We start from the raw sequence: 15,985 nt of genomic DNA, 5'->3' as shown, positions 1-15,985 counted from the left end.
GACGTGATAATCGGTCGGGGCAACAACTGTGGTCCTCGGGGTCGTTGCCCACGGTATGAAGGTGCACATCGCGGCCGAGGCGAGCCACGACGAGGCGTCGGCCATCGCGGCCGCCGTCGCCGAGCACACCGGTCGGACCGTCGAAGTGTTCGTCGGTGACGCCAAGACGCCGACGATCGTCCGCGAGGTGACGGCTGACGGAGACGGCGACGACCCGGATTCGATGACGGGTGCGGCCGCCGACGGGGACGACCTCGGACCGACCGAGCGCGAGGAGCGCCTCCGCGAGGAGATCGCGGACATCGAGCGCGGCGGCCCCGAGAAGTACCGCGAGCGCCTCGCCGACCAGGGCAAACTGTTCGTCCGCGACCGGCTCGAACTGTGGTTCGGCGAGGACGGCCTCGACTTCGAGGACGGTCGCTTCGCCAACTTCGACCAGTGGCACCCGAGCGCGCCCGAGGGGTCCGAGGACGACGGCGACCGACTGCCCGCTGACGGCCTCGTCACCGGCGCGGGGACGTTCGACGGACGCAAGGTCCACGTCGCCGCCAACGACTTCACCGTCAAGGCCGGGTCGATCGCCAGCCGCGGCGTCGAGAAGTTCCTGCGCCTCCAGCAGCGCGCGCTGAAGAGCGGTCGGCCACTGCTGTACCTCGTCGACTCCTCCGGGGGACGGATCGACGAGCAACGCGGCTTCTTCGCCAACCGCGAGGGCATCGGGAAGTTCTACTACAACCACTCGCTGCTCTCGGGCGCAGTGCCACAGATCTGCGTCCTGTACGGCCCCTGCATCGCCGGCGCGGCCTACACGCCGGTGTTCGCCGACTTCACGGTCATGGTCCGGGGGATGAGCGCCCTCGCCATCGCGTCGCCGCGGATGGTCGAGATGGTCACCGGCGAGGACATCGACCTCGAAACGCTCGGTGGGCCGGACCTGCACGCCCGCCACTCCGGCAGCGCCGACCTCGTCGCCGACGACGAGGAGCACGCGCGCGAACTCGTCGCCCAACTCATCACGTACCTCCCCGACAGCGCCGACGAGAAGCCCCCGCGGACCGACGGAGTCGCGCCCGCCGCCGACCCCGCGGGCCTCGACGGCGTCATCCCCTCGGAGCCGAACAAGGGCTACGACATGCACCGGGTCATCGAGCGCGTGGTCGACGCCGACTCGTTCTTCGAACTCCAGGCGCAGTACGGCCCGGAGATCCTGACCGGCTTCGCCCGGGTCGATGGCCGCCCGGTCGGCGTCGTGGCGAACCAGCCGAGCCAGCGCGCCGGGGCCATCTTCCCGGACTCGGCCCGCAAGGCCGCCGGCTTCGTCTGGACCTGCGATGCCTACGACATCCCGCTGCTGTACCTCTGTGACACGCCGGGGTTCATGGCCGGGTCTTCCGTCGAGAAGGAGGGCATCCTCGAGGCAGGGAAGCGAATGATCTACGCCACTTCACAGGCCACCGTCCCGAAGCAGTGCGTCGTCGTCCGCAAGGCCTACGGCGCGGGCATCTACGCCATGTCCGGCCCGGCGTACGACCCCGAGGCGACCCTCGCGCTCCCGGGCAGCGAAATCGCCATCATGGGACCGGAAGCGGCGATAAATGCTGTGTACGCGAACAAACTCGACGCGATCGACGACCCCGAGGAGCGCGCCGAGCGCGAGCGGGAACTGCGGGAGGCCTACCGGGAGGACATCGACGTCCACCGGATGGCCAGCGAGGTCGTCGTCGACGAGATCGTCCCGCCGGGCGACCTGCGCGCCGAACTCGCCGCGCGCTTCGACCTCTACGAGGACGTCGAGAAGGACCGCCCCGACAAGAAACACGGCACGATACTCTGAGTGCCCGAGAACCGCGAAACCCGCGGAGTAGACGGCGACTACCCGGCTCTTTTCGCCCCGTAGTCGCCGAGTAGTTAATACCGCATCCGCGGATTTCTGGTGTAGACCACGTGGGGGCGTGGTCAGGGTGAACTGTGTTCGAAACCGACCAGACGGCTCCGACAGGAGCCATCGAGCGGTGGTGTAGCGTCCTGCTCGACGAGCTCGCCGCCGTCGAGCGAGAACTGTGGCTGGTGCTCGCGGCGACGCTGGCCGTCGACGTGTGGCTGACCCACGTCGGCCTCCAGCACGGCTTCCACGAGGCGAATCCGGTGATGCGCGTCGCGATCGAGACCTTCGGCATCGCCGTCCTCGCGCTGACGAAGGTCGCGGTGCTGTGCGTGGGCGGGCTCGTCCGGCGGGCGCTGAGCGACCCTGGCGGCGTCGTCGTGCCGCTGGGGCTCACGCTCCCCTCCGTGGGGGCCGTGCTGGTCAACGCGACGCTGTTAGCGGCGGGCTAATCGGGAACTGGGGTCAGTCCGCCGTCGGGGCCCGCTCGACGAGCGCGGTCCGCTCGAACGTACAGACGAGCGTGTCGTCCTGGTTGTACGCGTCGACCTGCATGGTGACGACGCCGCGCTCCTCGTCGCTGGTCAGGCGCTTTTCGAGGACCGTCGTCTCCGCGCGGATCGTGTCGCCGTGGACGACCGGCGCGGGGTGTTCGACCGCGTCGTAGGAAAGATTCGCGACGATGGTCCCGTCCGTGGTATCCGGGATGGTGAGCCCCACCGCGAGGGACATCGTGTAGAGCCCGTTGACCAGGCGCTCGCCGAACTGCGTCTCGGCAGCGAACTCGGCGTCGAGATGGAGCGGCTGCTGGTTCATCGTCAGGTCACAGAAGCGCTGATTGTCGCTCTCGCTGACGGTCCGGCGCTTCTCGTGGGCGATGGTCTCGCCCTCGGTGAACCCCTCGTAGTACTTGCCGGCCATACGCGGACTCTGGAGCGGGCACGGTTTAGCCGTGGGGGGCGGCCCACCCACGCCATCATTTACCACGGAGGCGAGCGTATCGGGGCTATGCCCCGGAGAAGCGTGCTGTTCTCCCCCGGCGACGACGCGTCGAAGCTACGGAAGGCACTCGAAAGCGACGCCGACGTCGTCGTCTACGACCTCGAAGACGCCGTGGCACCCGACGCGAAGGCCGCGGCCCGTGACACCGTTCGAGATGTGCTCGACGACGTGTTGCCGGCCGACCGCGAGGTGTGCGTCCGCGTCAATCCGGTCGGCTCGGGGGCCGGCGCGGACCTCGACGTCGTCCTCGCCGGTCCGTCGCCCGACAGCGTGATGCTCCCCAAGACGAGCGCGGCGGCGGACGTGCGGAAACTGCGGTCGATGCTGCGCGCCCGCGGCGCGGACCGCCCCGTCATGGCGCTCGTCGAGTCCGCGGCCGGCGTCCTTCACGCGGAGGAGATCGCGGCGGTCGACGCGACCGACGCCCTCGTGTTCGGCGCGGAAGATCTGGCGGGGGATATCGGCGCGACTCGAACTGCCGGTGGCTCGGAGATTTCTCACGCCCGCCAGCACGTGGTGCTCGCGGCCCGCGCCGCTGGCGTCGCGCCGATCGACACACCGTACCTCGATTTCTCCGATACGAACGGGCTCCGCGACGAGACGCGGGCGGCGATCGGCCTGGGCTACGACGGCAAGCTGGCGATCCACCCCGCGCAGGTCCCGGTCATCAACGAGGCGTTCGCGCCGGACGCGGACGAGGTCGCGTGGGCCGAGCGGGTCCTCGACGCCCGGGACGACGCCGAGGGCGGCGTGTTCGTCGTCGACGGCGAGATGGTCGACGCGCCGCTCGTGAAGCAGGCCGAGCGGATTCTGGCGCGTGCCGGCGTCGACCGCGAGTGAGCTGCCGGTACCGGCGTCACTCTCCCGAGAGAGTCTGTGCCCTCGAAGGCACCGCGAGCGCGCCCCGGTTCCATGGACGGCGGTACGTTTTTCCCCCTCGTCCCAGTCACGTACGGTATGTCATCCGAGGTAAACCCGTTCGAGAGCCTCCAGGAGCAGATCGACGACGCGGCGGACTACCTCGAATACTCGACGGACGTGCTGGAGCGCCTGAAACACCCCGAACGGGTGCTCGAAACGAACCTCTCGGTGAAGATGGACGACGGCTCGCTCGAAGTGTTCCGGGCCTACCGTTCGCAGTTCAACGGCGACCGCGGCCCCTACAAGGGCGGCATCCGCTATCACCCGCAGGTCACGCGCGACGAGGTCAAGGCGCTCTCGGGCTGGATGGTGTACAAGTGCGCCGCCGTCAACATCCCCTACGGCGGCGGGAAGGGCGGCATCGAGATCGACCCGCGCGAGTACTCCGCCGACGAGATGGAGCGCATCACCCGGTCGTTCGCCAAAGAGCTCCGCCCGATCATCGGCGAAGACCGCGACATCCCCGCGCCAGACGTGAACACCGGCCAGCGGGAGATGAACTGGATCAAGGACACCTTCGAGACGCTGGAGAACACGACCGAGCCCGGAGTCATCACCGGGAAAGCGCCGGAGTCCGGCGGCAGCGCTGGCCGCGTCGAGGCGACGGGCCGGTCGGTGATGCTCACCGCGCGCGAGGCGTTCGACTACCTCGGAAAGGACATCGAGGACGCGACCGTGGCCGTCCAGGGCTACGGCAACGCCGGCTCGGTCGCGGCGAAGCTCATCGAGGACCTCGGCGCGAACATCGTCGCCGTCTCTGACTCCTCGGGCGCGGTGTACAATCCCGACGGGTTCGACGCCCGCGACGCGAAAGACCACAAGCGCGAGACCGGGTCGCTGTCGGGCTACGACGGCGCGACGGAGGAGCTGACGAACGAGGATCTCCTGACGATGGACGTGGACCTGCTCGTGCCGGCGGCGCTGGAAAACGCCATCGACGGCGACCTCGCACAGGACGTGCAGGCGGACATGATCGTCGAGGCGGCGAACGGGCCGCTGACGCCGAACGCCGACGACGTGCTGACGGAGCGTGACGTGGCGGTGTTCCCGGACATCCTCGCCAACGCCGGCGGCGTCACGGTGTCGTACTTCGAGTGGGTCCAGAACCGCCAGCGATTCTACTGGTCCGAGGAACGCGTCAACGACGAACTGGAGACGATCATCACCAACGCCTTCGAGGACCTGGTGGAGTCCTACGAGAACACCGGCGCGCCGAACTTCCGGACGGCGATGTACGTCGTCGCCATCCGCCGGGTCGTCTCCGCCGCCGAGGAAGGCGGCATCTGGCCCTGACCGGGCGGCGTCTCCGCACGCCCGGGAAGTGAACGGGACCGCCGCGACCGCGGGTGTTTTGCCGGCACTCTCCCTAGGGAGCGTATGGATACCTACGAGCGGCAGGTCCGCGTCGCCGCGCCGCTGTCCGCGGTCTGGGACTTCCACGCGACGGGCGACGGCCTGGTCGCGCTGACGCCCGACTGGATGAACATCCGCATCGAGGAGCAACGCGGCCCGGACGGCGAGTCCGACCCTGAGGAACTGACCGCCGGGTCGGTCGTCGTCTCCTCCATCCAGCCGTTCGGCGTCGGGCCGCGACAGCGCTGGGTCTCGGACATCGTCGAGCGCCGGGAGGAGGACGGCGAGGCGATGTTCCGCGACGAGATGCGCGAAGGACCATTTCCCCACTGGGTCCACACCCACACCTTCCGCGCCGACGGCGACGACGCGACAATCGTCCACGACCGCGTCGAGTACGAACTCCCCGGCGGGCCGCTGGGCCGGGCCGTCGGCCCGCTCGGACTGCTTGGGTTCGAGCCCATGTTCCGCTACCGGCACCGCAAGACGAAGGAACTGCTGGAGTAGGCGTCCGGGAGCTGGTGTCGTAGCGGAACGGGTGGGACAGGCAGCGACGGAGCGGTTCGGGCCGGTCGCGACCGCCGCCCCCGACTATGGTCTCCGGTGGCTCTTTACCCCCGTGTCCGATACTGCCCCCAATGACCGAGGGACGGGCGGCCGACGAACGGACCGTCGGGCCGAGTCGGACGCGCGGCAACCGCGAGGACCGCGGACGTGACGACGGAGCGCGATGGGCGTGAGCGAACCGCGCGTCGACCCGCGCGTCGCGCTCGCCGTCGCCGTGCTGGCGGTCAGCACCAGCGCCATCCTCGTGCGCTGGAGCGACGCGGCGGCGTCCGTCGCCGCGTTCTACAGGGTGCTGCTGACGACCGCGCTGCTGGCCCCGCTGGCGCTCGGCCGCCACCGCTCTGCCTTTGCCGGCCTCTCCCGGCGGGACGTGCTGGCCGCCGGCGCGACCGGCGTCGCGCTCGCGGTCCACTTCGTGGCGTGGTTCGAGAGCCTCGCGTGGACGAGCGTCGCGGCGTCGGTGACGCTCGTCCAGTGCCAGCCGCTGTTCGTCGCCGTCGGCGCGTGGGCGTTCCTCGACGAGCGCGTGACCCGGGGGACGACGGCGGGCATCCTCGTCGCCGTCGGCGGCATCGTCGTGATGTCCGTCGGCGAACTGCTCGGCGGCGGCGCGGTCGGCCCGCGCCCGCTGTACGGGAACGCGCTGGCGCTCGTGGGGGGTGTGATGGCCGCCGGCTACGTGCTGGCCGGGCGTTCGCTCCGCCAGCGGTTCCCGCTCGTCCCGTACGTGACCGTCGTCTACGCCGTCGCGGCGGCGTGTCTGCTCTCGTTCGTCGTCGCGTCGGGCCACCCCGTGACCGGCTATCCACCTCGCGAGTGGGCGCTGTTCCTCGCGATGGCCGTCGGCCCCGGCGTCCTCGGCCACACGATACTCAACTGGGCGCTGGCCCACGTCGAGTCGAGCATGGTCAGCGTCTCGCTGCTGGGCGAACCCATCGGGAGCGCGCTCCTGGCGCTCCTGTTGCTCGCTGAGATCCCGGGCTGGTCGACGCTGGCCGGCGGCGTCGTCGTCCTCGCCGGCATCGGCGTCGTCGCTCGGAGCCGGTCGGTCGAAGAGGCGTCGCCTGACTGAGCGAGCGCGCTCCGAGCGGCTACCGGGCGCGCTTCTCGACCGCGCCGCGAATCGCGGCCGCGTCGAAGTCGTGGTCCGGCCGGAGGTTCACGAAGTCGAGGAACTCCTCCGCGGCCAGTAGCTCCGAGGGGTCGTAGTGGCGCGCGGCGGCCGCCACGGCGACCGGCGCGCCGACGAGGGGTTCCAGCGCCCCGAGCGCGCAGGCCAGGTCGTACGCCCGCGCGTCGGCGATAGCGCCCTCACGGACGCTAGTCGCGTCGATGAAGTACAGGTCGCCGTCCGCGACCAGGACGTTCTCACAGCGGAAGTCGCCGTGGGCGAGACCGTCCTCGTGCATCCGGTGGAGGAAGTCGAACACCGCCGGCGCGTGGCACTCGACGGCCGCGGGCGGCAGGTCGTCGAGCGTCTCGAACGCCCGCAGGTAGCCGAGCACGAGGACGCCCAGCCCCTCGTACTCGAAGGCCTCGACGGGCTCCGGGGCGTTGACGCCGATTTCGCGCATCCGCCGGGTCGCCGCCAGTTCGTGGGTCGCCATCTCGTGGGGCGTGTCGAAGTGTTCGAAGAAGCCCTCGGTCCCGGAGGAGAACGCGCCGATGTTCCGACCGGCGGTCAGCAGCGAGTGGACCAGCGAGTTCTGCTGGGTGATCACCTTCACGAACCACCGGTCGTTGACGACCATCGGCGTCGACAGCCAGTTGTTGGCCTCAAGGAACGTCACGCGGGCAGCGGGCTCGTCGTATCGGTCGACGACTGCCAGCGCTACGCCCTCGAGCTGGTCCCAGGGGACCGTTCCGCGCAGCAGTCGCCGGAACGCCATTCACCTGAGGGACGGCGCGGACGGCCAAATGGCTTGCGCCCGCCCCCATGGTATTAGTTCGCACAGCCCCAACGCGGGACATGGAGTTCGCCATCCCGGACGAGCACCGGATGATCCGCGATTCGGTCCGCGAGTTCTGCGAGAACGAGATCCAGCCGGTCGCCCAGGAGATCGAGGACGAGCACCGCTTCCCCGCGGAGCTGTTCGACGAACTGGGGGAACTGGACGTGATGGGCGTCCCGATCAGCGAGGAATGGGGTGGACTCGGCGGCGACACCCTGATGTACGCCCTCGTCGCCGAGGAGCTCGGTCGCGTCTCCGGGAGCGTCGGTCTCTCGTACGTCGCCCACACCTCGCTCGGGAGCAAGCCCATCGAGCTGTTCGGGACCGACGCACAGAAGGAGCGCTGGCTCCGGCCGCTGGCTACCGGCGAGCACCTCGGTGGCTGGGCGCTCACGGAGCCGGGCAGTGGCAGCGACGCCAGCGACATGGAGACGACGGCCGAGCGCGACGGCGACGAGTACGTGCTGAACGGGACCAAGCAGTTCATCACGAACGCCTCCGTCGCCGGCTCGGTGCTCGTCAAGGCCGTCACCGACCCCGACGCCGGCTACGACGGCATCTCGACGTTCATCGTCTCGCCCGAAGACGACGGCTGGGCCGTGACGACCGAGTGGGAGAAGATGGGACTGAACGCCTCGCCGACCTGCGAACTGCAGTTCGACGACTGCCGGCTTCCCGCCGACCGCCTGCTCGGCGAGGAGGGCGACGGGTGGGAGCAAACCCTCAAGACGCTCGATGGCGGTCGCATCTCCATCGCCGCCCTCTCGACCGGCCTCGCGCAGGGCGCGTTCGAGGCTGCGAAGTCCTACGCCACGGAGCGAGAGCAGTTCGACCGCCCCATCTCGAAGTTCGACGCGATCCGTGACAAGCTGGTCGAGATGGACCGCAAGATCGAGCGCGCCCGATTGCTAACCCACAAGGCCGCGACGATGTACGACGCCGGCGAGGACGTGACGCGCATGTCCTCGCTGGCGAAGCTGGACGCCAGCGAGATCTGCCGGGAGGTCGCCGAAGACGCGGTCCAGGTGCTCGGCGGCTACGGCTACACGACGGACTTCGCCCCCCAGCGGTTCTACCGCGACGCCAAGCTCATGGAAATCGGCGAGGGGACCAGCGAGATTCAGCGGATGGTGCTCGGGCGCGAACTCGGGCTGTGAGCGGCCCGCCGACCGGCCGGTCGACGGTCACACGGGAGGTCGGCGAGTGATCGATGGCAGGCGACCCTTGGCCGGTCACAGCGAGTCCTCGACGGCGGTCTCGCTGCCGTTCGGGACGAGCGTGACCGGCACGTTCGCGTCGGCGACGACGGCGAAGGCCGTGTCGCCCTCCCGGAGTCGCGCGAGCCAGCCCTTCGACGCGTGGCCCATGACGATGTGGGTGATGTCGACGTCGGCCGCGAGGTCCACGAGCTCCTGACCGATCCGATTCCCCGGCCGCGTGCCGCTGTGGCTGACGTGTTCGAGCGCAACGGTCGCGACGACGTTCGCGTCGGCGACGCGCTCCCGGGTGGCGTCGCGGACGCGCTTTGCCTCGGCGTCCGCCGTCTCGGCGTCGACGAGGTGGACGACGTAGAGATCCTGTTCGAGTCCCTTCGCCAGGGCCACCGCCACGTCGAGGACCGCCTCCTGGACGGTGTCTTCCGCGACGGCCACGAGGATGGTCATACGTCCGCACACGCCGCGAGCCGACAAAGAGATTACTCCGGTCCCAGCGAGGGTCGAGCGCTACTGGGTCGCCTTCAGGTTGTGGACGGCGTCGATCCACTCGACGACCTCGGCGGTGGGTTCGATGGCCGAGCGAATGGTCTCGGCGTCCTTGTACGCCATCGGGGCCTCGTCGCGGACGCCCTCGACGACGGACTCGGAGTAGACGCCGTCCATCGCCGCGGCGAACTCGTCCATGTCGATATCGCTGTGGGCCTGCCGGCGGCTCATCACGCGGCCGGCCCCGTGGGGCGCGGTCTGGTGGTACTCGTCGTTGCCCTTCCCGCGCGCGAGGACGGACCCCTCGGCCATGTTGAACGGGACGAGCAGGCGCTGGCCCTCGCGGGCGGGCGTCGCGCCCTTCCGGATGGTCAGATCGCGGAAATCTATGTAGTTATGGATCGACTGGAAGCGCTCGACGGGATCGACGCCCAGCGCGTCGCAGACGGCGTCGCTCATCAGTTCGCGGTTCCAGCGGGCGTACTGCTGTGCGAACAGCATATCGACGAGGTAGCCGTGGGCCTCCCGGCCTTCCAGCCAGTCGAGGTCGGTGTTCCGATCCTCGTCGTCGTCGCTGTGGATCGCGTCCTGGACCCGCCCCAGCGCGTCGAACGCGTCCTCGATCTCGGAGCCGTCCAGGTCGCTCCGCAGGCGCTCCTTCCGGATGTAGGACTCGCCCATACCGCCGGTGACCCAGGCGTAGAGGTCGCGAGACTCGACGGTGTCGGGGTCGAACTTCAGGTACTCGACGTACTCCTCGGGCAGGTGCTCGCGGATGTCGCCGATGGTCCGGCGGTCCGTGGCCGTGGACTGCCAGTATTCGGCGACGGACTTGCCGAGGTACCGAGAGCCGCTGTGGATCACCAGCCAGTAGTCGCCGGACTCGCGCCCGCGACCGAATTCGACGAAGTGGTTCCCGCCGCCGAGCGTCCCCGCGCTCCTGATGACGTACCCCATCCCCTGGCGCTGGTCGGCCAGCACGCGGTCACAGAGGGCCTCGAAGTAGTCGCCGTCGTAGCCGTCGAAGTCGAACTCGAGGGGGTCGATGCGCTGGCCGAACCGCTCGGCGTAGGCGTCGTCGAACCGCTCGAAGACGCGGTTCGCGCGCTCGAAGGGGAACTCCTCAACGAGGTGGACGGCGTCGTCGTAGTCGTGGACCGACCGCCCCATCGGCACGGCCTCGCGGACGCGCCGTTCGCGCTCCGCGTCTTCGAGCGGCAGTTCGGGGCCGAGGTTCGTCGCGGCCATCCCACAGCCCACGTCGACGCCGACGATGTTCGGGACCACGCGGTCGCCGAGCGGCATCGTGAAGCCGATTGGCGCGCCGGCCCCCCAGTGCGTGTCGGGCATGATGCGGACCGGCTCCGTGAACGCGGGATGGTCGATGAGCGTCTCGATCTGCTCCAGACACCCCGCCTCGACCAGTGACTCGTCGTCGACCATCACTCGCGCCGTCGTGTGTTCACCCGTCAGTTCGAGTACCATCGTTGTCGTAGGGTAGTCGCATCCGCGGCTTGTACTTCACGGTGGTCCGCGAACTGCTGTCACCCTCGCTCCGTATCCCGGTAGGGGATGCGGTCGCCGGCGGACGAACGGCATAAAAACCCCCTCCCGAACGGGGTGTCTCGCCCCGGTTCGAAGATTCACACTTCTCAGGGCCTGAGACCGGTTTTCATTCGCTGGGAACGCGCTGCTGTTTATATGCTCCTTGCCCGCTCAGGTATACATGTGAGGTGACACAGATGTCCTATCAAGCGGCGAACCCCCTGGCAGACGAGTTCGAGCTAGAACTCGGCGGGGCGTGGACCGCGTACTGGTTGGCGTTCCTGCGTGTCGTGACCGGCTGGTGGTTCTTCCACGCAGGTGTGACGAAACTTATCGAGAACGGTCTGGCCTACGGCTACGGCCCGGCCTATCTCCAGCAGATGACCGGGACGGCGCTCGGTCCGCTCCCCGTCTGGATGGGTGCGAACCTCGGCTGGCTCATCGAGGCGATGGTCCCGCTCGGGGAGACGCTCATCGGACTGGGCCTGATGGTCGGCGCGCTTGTCAGGTTGGCCTCCGTGTTCGGGGCCTTCTTCATGACCCTGTTCTGGGTCGGCAACGCGGACTTCGGCCACGGCGTGGTCAGCGGCGACTTCATGGGTCTGCTGCTGTTCGTGACGATGATCGTGCTGGCGACCGGCCGCTACTACGGCCTCGACGCCATCATCGAGAAGACCCGGTTCGTGGAGCGCCACCCGAAGCTCCGGTACCTGCTCGGCTAACGAGGTGAGAAAAAATGCAACAACACACCGACATAATCGACAAGGCGGCGATGGCACTCAGCGGCGGACTGATGCTGCTGGGCATCGTCGGCCTCGGCATCGTGGAAGTACTCGCGGGAGCGCCGTACGGCGCGGCCCCGGTGACCAACGACGCGGGCGAGATCATCGCGACCCCGATGATCGACCCCACCATCCGAACGGGGCTCGTCATCGCCGGGCTGGTCGTGCTGCTGATCTACGGCCTCTACCGGCTCGCGACGCCGGTCGACGAGGCTGACGCCGCGACCGGTCACGAGACGATCGCCGACTGAGACCCGCTTCGCTGACGACCCCTGTTTTGTCCCGTTTTCGTATGCGCCGACAGCGGCGCGACGGCGTGAGTCGCCGGGACGGTCGATTCGGACCGACGCGAGTCGGGTCCGTCCGGTCGTCCGAGAACGACACGCCAAAGGCGACCCGGATCCGTCCACGGGTATGGGCACCCCGCTGGACTCTCGCGAAGCACAGGCGGCCGAAGCCGTCGACAGACTGCACGAGGAGTACCCCGATTCGACCATCTCGCTTTCCTACAGCGACCGACTGGAACTGCTCGTCGCCGTCGTCCTCTCGGCCCAGTGCACCGACGAGCGCGTCAACGAGGTCACCGCTGACCTCTTCGAGAAGTACCAGTCCGCCGCTGACTACGCGGCGGCGAGCGAGGAGCAACTGGCCGAGGACATCTACGGCATCACGTTCCACAACAACAAGGGCGGCTACCTGAAGGGCATCGGGGAGATTCTCGTCGAGGAACACGACGGCGAGGTCCCCGACACGATGTCGGAACTGACCGACCTCCCCGGCGTCGGCCGCAAGACGGCCAACGTCGTCCTCCAGCACGGCCACGACATCGTCGAGGGCATCGTCGTCGACACGCACGTCCAGCGACTGTCGCGCCGGCTGGGTCTGACCGAGGAACAGCGCCCCGAGGCCATCGAGGACGACCTCCTCGACGTGGTCCCCGAAGAGGAGTGGCAGCAGTTCACCCATCTGCTCATCGACCACGGGCGGGCGGTCTGTGGCGCGCGCTCGGCCGATTGCGACGCCTGCGTCCTCGCAGACATCTGTCCCTCGGAACAGGGCGACAGCGCCGTCGACCTCGCCAGCGGCGAGGCGTGGTAGTCCGGGCGACTCGAACGCGGCGTCGACCCGCGGACGCTCAGTCCTCGTCTTCCGCTCGAACCGTCAGCACCGGCACGTCCGACGTTCTGACGACTTTTTCCGCGATGCTCCCCAGCAAGTAACGCTCGATGCCGGTCCGTCCGTGCGTCCCCATGACGACGAGGTCGATGTCGTGCTCCGCGGCGTAGTCGAGGATGGCGGAGTGGGGGTCGCCGCCCGAGACGGCGGTGACGGTCTCGACGTCGCCGGCGGCGCTCGCCGCCTCGTCGACCAGTCCGGTCGCGCGTTCCACGATCGCATCACCGATGTCGTGCTCCTCGCTGACCATCCCTGGTTCGATGGCGTCGTGCTCCGCGGCGATCATGCCGGTCGCCCCTTCGTCGCGTCCCTCGGCGGTCATGCCGATGTGCGGCGAGGACGTGTCCACGACCGTCAGGACGTGGAGGGTCGCGTCGTACGTCGCGGCGATGTCGCGGGCGTGTTCGAACGCCGCGGAAGCGCCGTGGCTGCCGTCCGTGGGGAAGAGAATGTCGTCGTACATCTGAACCACAGCAAACCAGTCGTTCCGCTGATACTTAAACGGCGTCGCCGCCCGAGCGGCGGCCAGTCAGGCCACGTAGCGGAGCCCGTAGCGGACCACGCCGACGAGGTACGCGAGGATCCAGAAGACGACGTAGCCGAACACGCCGATGCGGAGCCGCGACCGCCAGTGGCTCATCGTCTCGCCGCCGATCTCGTCGAGCAGCACGTCCTCGTCGTAGTCGTTGTACAGGTCGTGCTGGCGCTTGGCCCGGAAGATGCGGACGATGCCCGTCCCGCCAAACGCGAGCAGGGCGTACGCCTGCAGTCCCAGGTACGCGTGGACGGCCGAGAGGCCGCCGAGCTGGTCGGGCAGGCGCGGCAGCATCCACAGCAACATCGGCACGGTCGTCAGGACCAGCCCGGTCGTGACGAACTTCAGGTGGTGGACGAGCACGTCCCACGTCACCGGCTCGGTCTCGATGATGTAGTACGCCCCGTAGAGAAAGCAGGGCAGGCTGAGCGTCACCGACACCAACACGACCGTGGCCACGAGGCCGTCCGACACCATGGTCCGACCTAGGGACAGTGCTCGCTAAAGCGTGCCGAATGTCAGAAGCTGTAAGACGACGGGGCCCGTACACGTCGGCAATGGCCGACCCGGACTCGACGGCGTCGTCGGACGACGAGCGCGGGACCGCTCCCGAGGAGTCGATCTCTGCCGAAACGGCACCCGGCGAGGGCGCGACCGAGGACGCCGACCTCGACACCGAGGAACTCCGGAAACAGGTCGAAGAGAAGTACGACTTCGACAACTTCGGGCCGGCGGACATGGCCGAGATGACCGCCGAAGAGTGGGACGTGGCCTTCGACGAGGACACCTGGATCACAGGCGACGACCTGCTCGACCGGGTGGCCCGGGACCTCCGGTCGCGGGTCGCGAACCGCGACGTGTTCGCCCGCGTCGAGCGCCACCGGGACCCGCCGCGGGTGCTCGCCTACTCCGACGAGGGGTACGCCATCGTCTACCCGGACGGCAGCCTCGAGGGCGAGGGGACCGTCATGCGGGACGTGAAGCCGACGGTGGCGCTGTGCTCGATGGACTCCTACGACGTGCCCGAGAACGTGCCCGACCGTCCGCTCCCCAAACCGGAGGCGGTCCCGGAGGGTGGCGGCGAACTCGGCAACCGGATGTTACAGGCCGTCGCGGGCGTGCAGTTGCTCGCCGGACTCGCGCTGCTCGGGAGCGGCATCCTCGCGGCGACCGGGGTCATCGGGAACGCCGGGACCAGTATCGCGTTGCTCATCGTGGCCGGACTGGCGTTCGTCGGCGTCTCGCTCGTCCTGTTTTTCACCGTCGCGAACGCGCGGCTCTCGGACACCTTCAGAGCCGAGGAGTACCGCGACAGGCTCCGGGCGATCGGACTCGAGGACGGGGAACGACCCGACTTCGTTCCGAAGTTAGACCCACAGAATACCGGGGAACAGACCGACCCTGAGGACGCCGACGAAGCCGGTGGATGACGGTCCCTGCGGGCGGTATTCGGTGGGTTTATACAAACTCAGGCCTGACGGCCAAACGTATATGAACAGACGGGAGTTCGTCCGGACTGCGGGGGGCACCGCCGGCGCTGCGGCGGCCCTCAGCGCCACCGGCTCCGCTGCCGCACAGGAAGGCGGCGGCGAGGGTGGCGAAACCGTCCCGGACTACGGCGGTTTCCTCGACCCGGTCGGAAACTTCAACGGCACGACTGTCGACGCGACGGGACAGGACTCGGCGACGGTCGAGGTCGGCGTCCAGGCCAACGGCGGCGCGTTCGGGTTCGGCCCGCCCGCCATCCACGTCGACAACGGCGCGACCGTCCAGTTCGAGTGGACCGGCAACGGCGGCGGCCACAACGTCGTCTCCGCCCCGGACGGTCCACTGGATTCGGGCAGCGCAGTCTCCAGTGCCGGTGTCAACTACGAACACACGTTCGAGGAGGACGGCATCTACACGTACGTCTGTGTCCCCCACGAGGGACTCGGCATGAAAGGTGCCATCGTCGTCGGCGAGGAGTATCCGACACAGACCGTCGGCGGCGGCGGGCCGGTCGAGGTCGACCCCCACTACGCCGGGGTCCCGATCCAGCCCCACTTCGTCGGCTTCGGCGCTGGACTGGCGGTCATCATCCCGCTCATCTTCACGTTCTTCCAGCTGAAGTACGGTGAGTCGCCACACACCAGCGGAGGGAACAACTGATGGCCTCCGAAGGCTCCACCTACGGAGACATCCACCGCTACGAGCCGCCGCGCGAGAGCACGGCGGCCGCTGTCGGCATCGTCCTGCTGACCGTCATCCAGGTCGTCCTCGTCGGCCTCTTCACCTACGGCATGATCGCCGGCTGGGCCTCGGGGGTCGGGACCACGCTGACGGTTCGTCTCATCGAGGCCAACATGTTCCTCGGGGGCGTGCTGACCGCAATCTTCATCGACCTCGCGTTCATCATGCTACTGTACCGCAAGGAGTTCCTCCCAGACGTGATGATCGTCAAGAAGCGCCGCCGCAAGTGGGAGGACCTCTACGTCCGACAGGAAGACGTCGACGGGGAGACGATGGCCGACGGAGAGCAGTTCGCTGAGACGTTCAAACGCGCCGTGTACCCATACTACAAGAAATAA

19 protein-coding genes are annotated in these 15,985 nt (G+C 68.5%); 13 read left to right on the top strand and 6 right to left on the bottom strand.

The genetic code is table 11. From position 1 onward, the window contains the following. Window positions 1-55: 55 nt before the first annotated feature. Together ACOZ4I_RS04830 and ACOZ4I_RS04825 are read left to right on the top strand one after the other, a co-directional pair. Window positions 56-1,834, top strand: coding sequence for an acyl-CoA carboxylase subunit beta (locus ACOZ4I_RS04830; protein ID WP_424003577.1), 1,779 nt, complete (start codon window positions 56-58; stop codon window positions 1,832-1,834). Between the two features lie 134 nt (window positions 1,835-1,968). Then, complete coding sequence (locus tag ACOZ4I_RS04825) at window positions 1,969-2,334, top strand: DUF5658 family protein (protein WP_424003575.1); 366 nt, start codon at window positions 1,969-1,971, stop codon at window positions 2,332-2,334. Between the two features lie 13 nt (window positions 2,335-2,347). On the opposite strand, the gene ACOZ4I_RS04820 is transcribed toward ACOZ4I_RS04825, so the two are convergent. Then, on the bottom strand, window positions 2,348-2,803 hold the full coding sequence (locus ACOZ4I_RS04820; RefSeq protein ID WP_424003573.1) for a MaoC family dehydratase: 456 nt from the start codon (window positions 2,801-2,803) through the stop codon (window positions 2,348-2,350). An 87-nt stretch (window positions 2,804-2,890) separates the two neighbouring features. On the opposite strand from ACOZ4I_RS04820, the gene ACOZ4I_RS04815 reads away from it, so the two are divergent. The 4 genes from ACOZ4I_RS04815 (at window position 2,891) to ACOZ4I_RS04800 (ending at window position 6,797) form a co-directional block, all read left to right on the top strand. Beyond that, window positions 2,891-3,724, top strand: a complete 834-nt coding sequence (locus ACOZ4I_RS04815) for an HpcH/HpaI aldolase/citrate lyase family protein (RefSeq protein WP_424003571.1) — start codon at window positions 2,891-2,893, stop codon at window positions 3,722-3,724. 117 nt (window positions 3,725-3,841) lie between these two features. Further along, entirely contained in the window at window positions 3,842-5,098 is a 1,257-nt protein-coding gene (locus ACOZ4I_RS04810) for a Glu/Leu/Phe/Val family dehydrogenase (protein WP_424003569.1), read from the top strand. An 84-nt stretch (window positions 5,099-5,182) separates the two neighbouring features. After that, window positions 5,183-5,665 (top strand): SRPBCC family protein, encoded by a 483-nt coding sequence (locus ACOZ4I_RS04805; RefSeq protein ID WP_424003567.1) that lies wholly within the window; start codon window positions 5,183-5,185, stop codon window positions 5,663-5,665. Window positions 5,666-5,888: 223 nt separating this feature from the next. Next, entirely contained in the window at window positions 5,889-6,797 is a 909-nt protein-coding gene (locus ACOZ4I_RS04800; protein ID WP_424003565.1) for a DMT family transporter, read from the top strand. Between the two features lie 19 nt (window positions 6,798-6,816). On the opposite strand, the gene ACOZ4I_RS04795 is transcribed toward ACOZ4I_RS04800, so the two are convergent. Then, complete coding sequence (locus ACOZ4I_RS04795) at window positions 6,817-7,614, bottom strand: RIO1 family regulatory kinase/ATPase (RefSeq protein ID WP_424003563.1); 798 nt, start codon at window positions 7,612-7,614, stop codon at window positions 6,817-6,819. An 80-nt stretch (window positions 7,615-7,694) separates the two neighbouring features. On the opposite strand from ACOZ4I_RS04795, the gene ACOZ4I_RS04790 reads away from it, so the two are divergent. Continuing rightward, window positions 7,695-8,834: an acyl-CoA dehydrogenase family protein gene (locus ACOZ4I_RS04790; protein WP_424003561.1), complete on the top strand. Its 1,140-nt coding sequence runs from the start codon at window positions 7,695-7,697 to the stop codon at window positions 8,832-8,834. A gap of 75 nt (window positions 8,835-8,909) precedes the next feature. On the opposite strand, the gene ACOZ4I_RS04785 is transcribed toward ACOZ4I_RS04790, so the two are convergent. Together ACOZ4I_RS04785 and ACOZ4I_RS04780 are read right to left on the bottom strand one after the other, a co-directional pair. Beyond that, window positions 8,910-9,341, bottom strand: a complete 432-nt coding sequence (locus ACOZ4I_RS04785; protein ID WP_424003559.1) for a universal stress protein — start codon at window positions 9,339-9,341, stop codon at window positions 8,910-8,912. A gap of 60 nt (window positions 9,342-9,401) precedes the next feature. Beyond that, entirely contained in the window at window positions 9,402-10,865 is a 1,464-nt protein-coding gene (locus ACOZ4I_RS04780) for an RtcB family protein (protein ID WP_424003557.1), read from the bottom strand. A gap of 257 nt (window positions 10,866-11,122) precedes the next feature. On the opposite strand from ACOZ4I_RS04780, the gene ACOZ4I_RS04775 reads away from it, so the two are divergent. The 3 genes from ACOZ4I_RS04775 (at window position 11,123) to nth (ending at window position 12,805) form a co-directional block, all read left to right on the top strand. After that, window positions 11,123-11,647, top strand: a complete 525-nt coding sequence (locus tag ACOZ4I_RS04775) for a DoxX family membrane protein (RefSeq protein WP_424003555.1) — start codon at window positions 11,123-11,125, stop codon at window positions 11,645-11,647. 14 nt (window positions 11,648-11,661) lie between these two features. Further along, window positions 11,662-11,958 carry a hypothetical protein gene (locus ACOZ4I_RS04770; RefSeq protein WP_424003553.1) on the top strand — a complete coding sequence of 99 codons (297 nt, stop codon included), beginning with the start codon at window positions 11,662-11,664 and terminating at the stop codon, window positions 11,956-11,958. 163 nt (window positions 11,959-12,121) lie between these two features. Then, the gene (nth, locus tag ACOZ4I_RS04765; protein ID WP_424003551.1) at window positions 12,122-12,805 is read left to right on the top strand and encodes an endonuclease III; all 684 of its coding nucleotides are present in this window, start codon (window positions 12,122-12,124) and stop codon (window positions 12,803-12,805) included. A 37-nt stretch (window positions 12,806-12,842) separates the two neighbouring features. On the opposite strand, the gene ACOZ4I_RS04760 is transcribed toward nth, so the two are convergent. Continuing rightward, window positions 12,843-13,346 (bottom strand): universal stress protein, encoded by a 504-nt coding sequence (locus ACOZ4I_RS04760; protein WP_424004780.1) that lies wholly within the window; start codon window positions 13,344-13,346, stop codon window positions 12,843-12,845. 66 nt (window positions 13,347-13,412) lie between these two features. Next, window positions 13,413-13,895, bottom strand: coding sequence for a DUF7321 family protein (locus ACOZ4I_RS04755; protein ID WP_424003549.1), 483 nt, complete (start codon window positions 13,893-13,895; stop codon window positions 13,413-13,415). A gap of 80 nt (window positions 13,896-13,975) precedes the next feature. On the opposite strand from ACOZ4I_RS04755, the gene ACOZ4I_RS04750 reads away from it, so the two are divergent. From ACOZ4I_RS04750 to ACOZ4I_RS04740, 3 genes are all read left to right on the top strand, one after another. Then, the gene (locus ACOZ4I_RS04750; protein WP_424003547.1) at window positions 13,976-14,848 is read left to right on the top strand and encodes a DUF7319 domain-containing protein; all 873 of its coding nucleotides are present in this window, start codon (window positions 13,976-13,978) and stop codon (window positions 14,846-14,848) included. Between the two features lie 61 nt (window positions 14,849-14,909). Beyond that, window positions 14,910-15,566 carry a halocyanin domain-containing protein gene (locus ACOZ4I_RS04745; RefSeq protein WP_424003545.1) on the top strand — a complete coding sequence of 219 codons (657 nt, stop codon included), beginning with the start codon at window positions 14,910-14,912 and terminating at the stop codon, window positions 15,564-15,566. Next, window positions 15,566-15,985, top strand: a complete 420-nt coding sequence (locus tag ACOZ4I_RS04740; protein ID WP_424003543.1) for a DUF7318 family protein — start codon at window positions 15,566-15,568, stop codon at window positions 15,983-15,985. The genes ACOZ4I_RS04745 and ACOZ4I_RS04740 overlap by 1 nt, the downstream gene beginning before the upstream one ends.

Source organism: Haloarcula salina (assembly GCF_049603855.1).
Taxonomy (GTDB): domain Archaea; phylum Halobacteriota; class Halobacteria; order Halobacteriales; family Haloarculaceae; genus Haloarcula; species Haloarcula salina_A.
The sequence above is the reverse complement of the archived record's forward strand: the minus strand, read 5'-3'. Positions and strand labels throughout refer to the sequence as shown.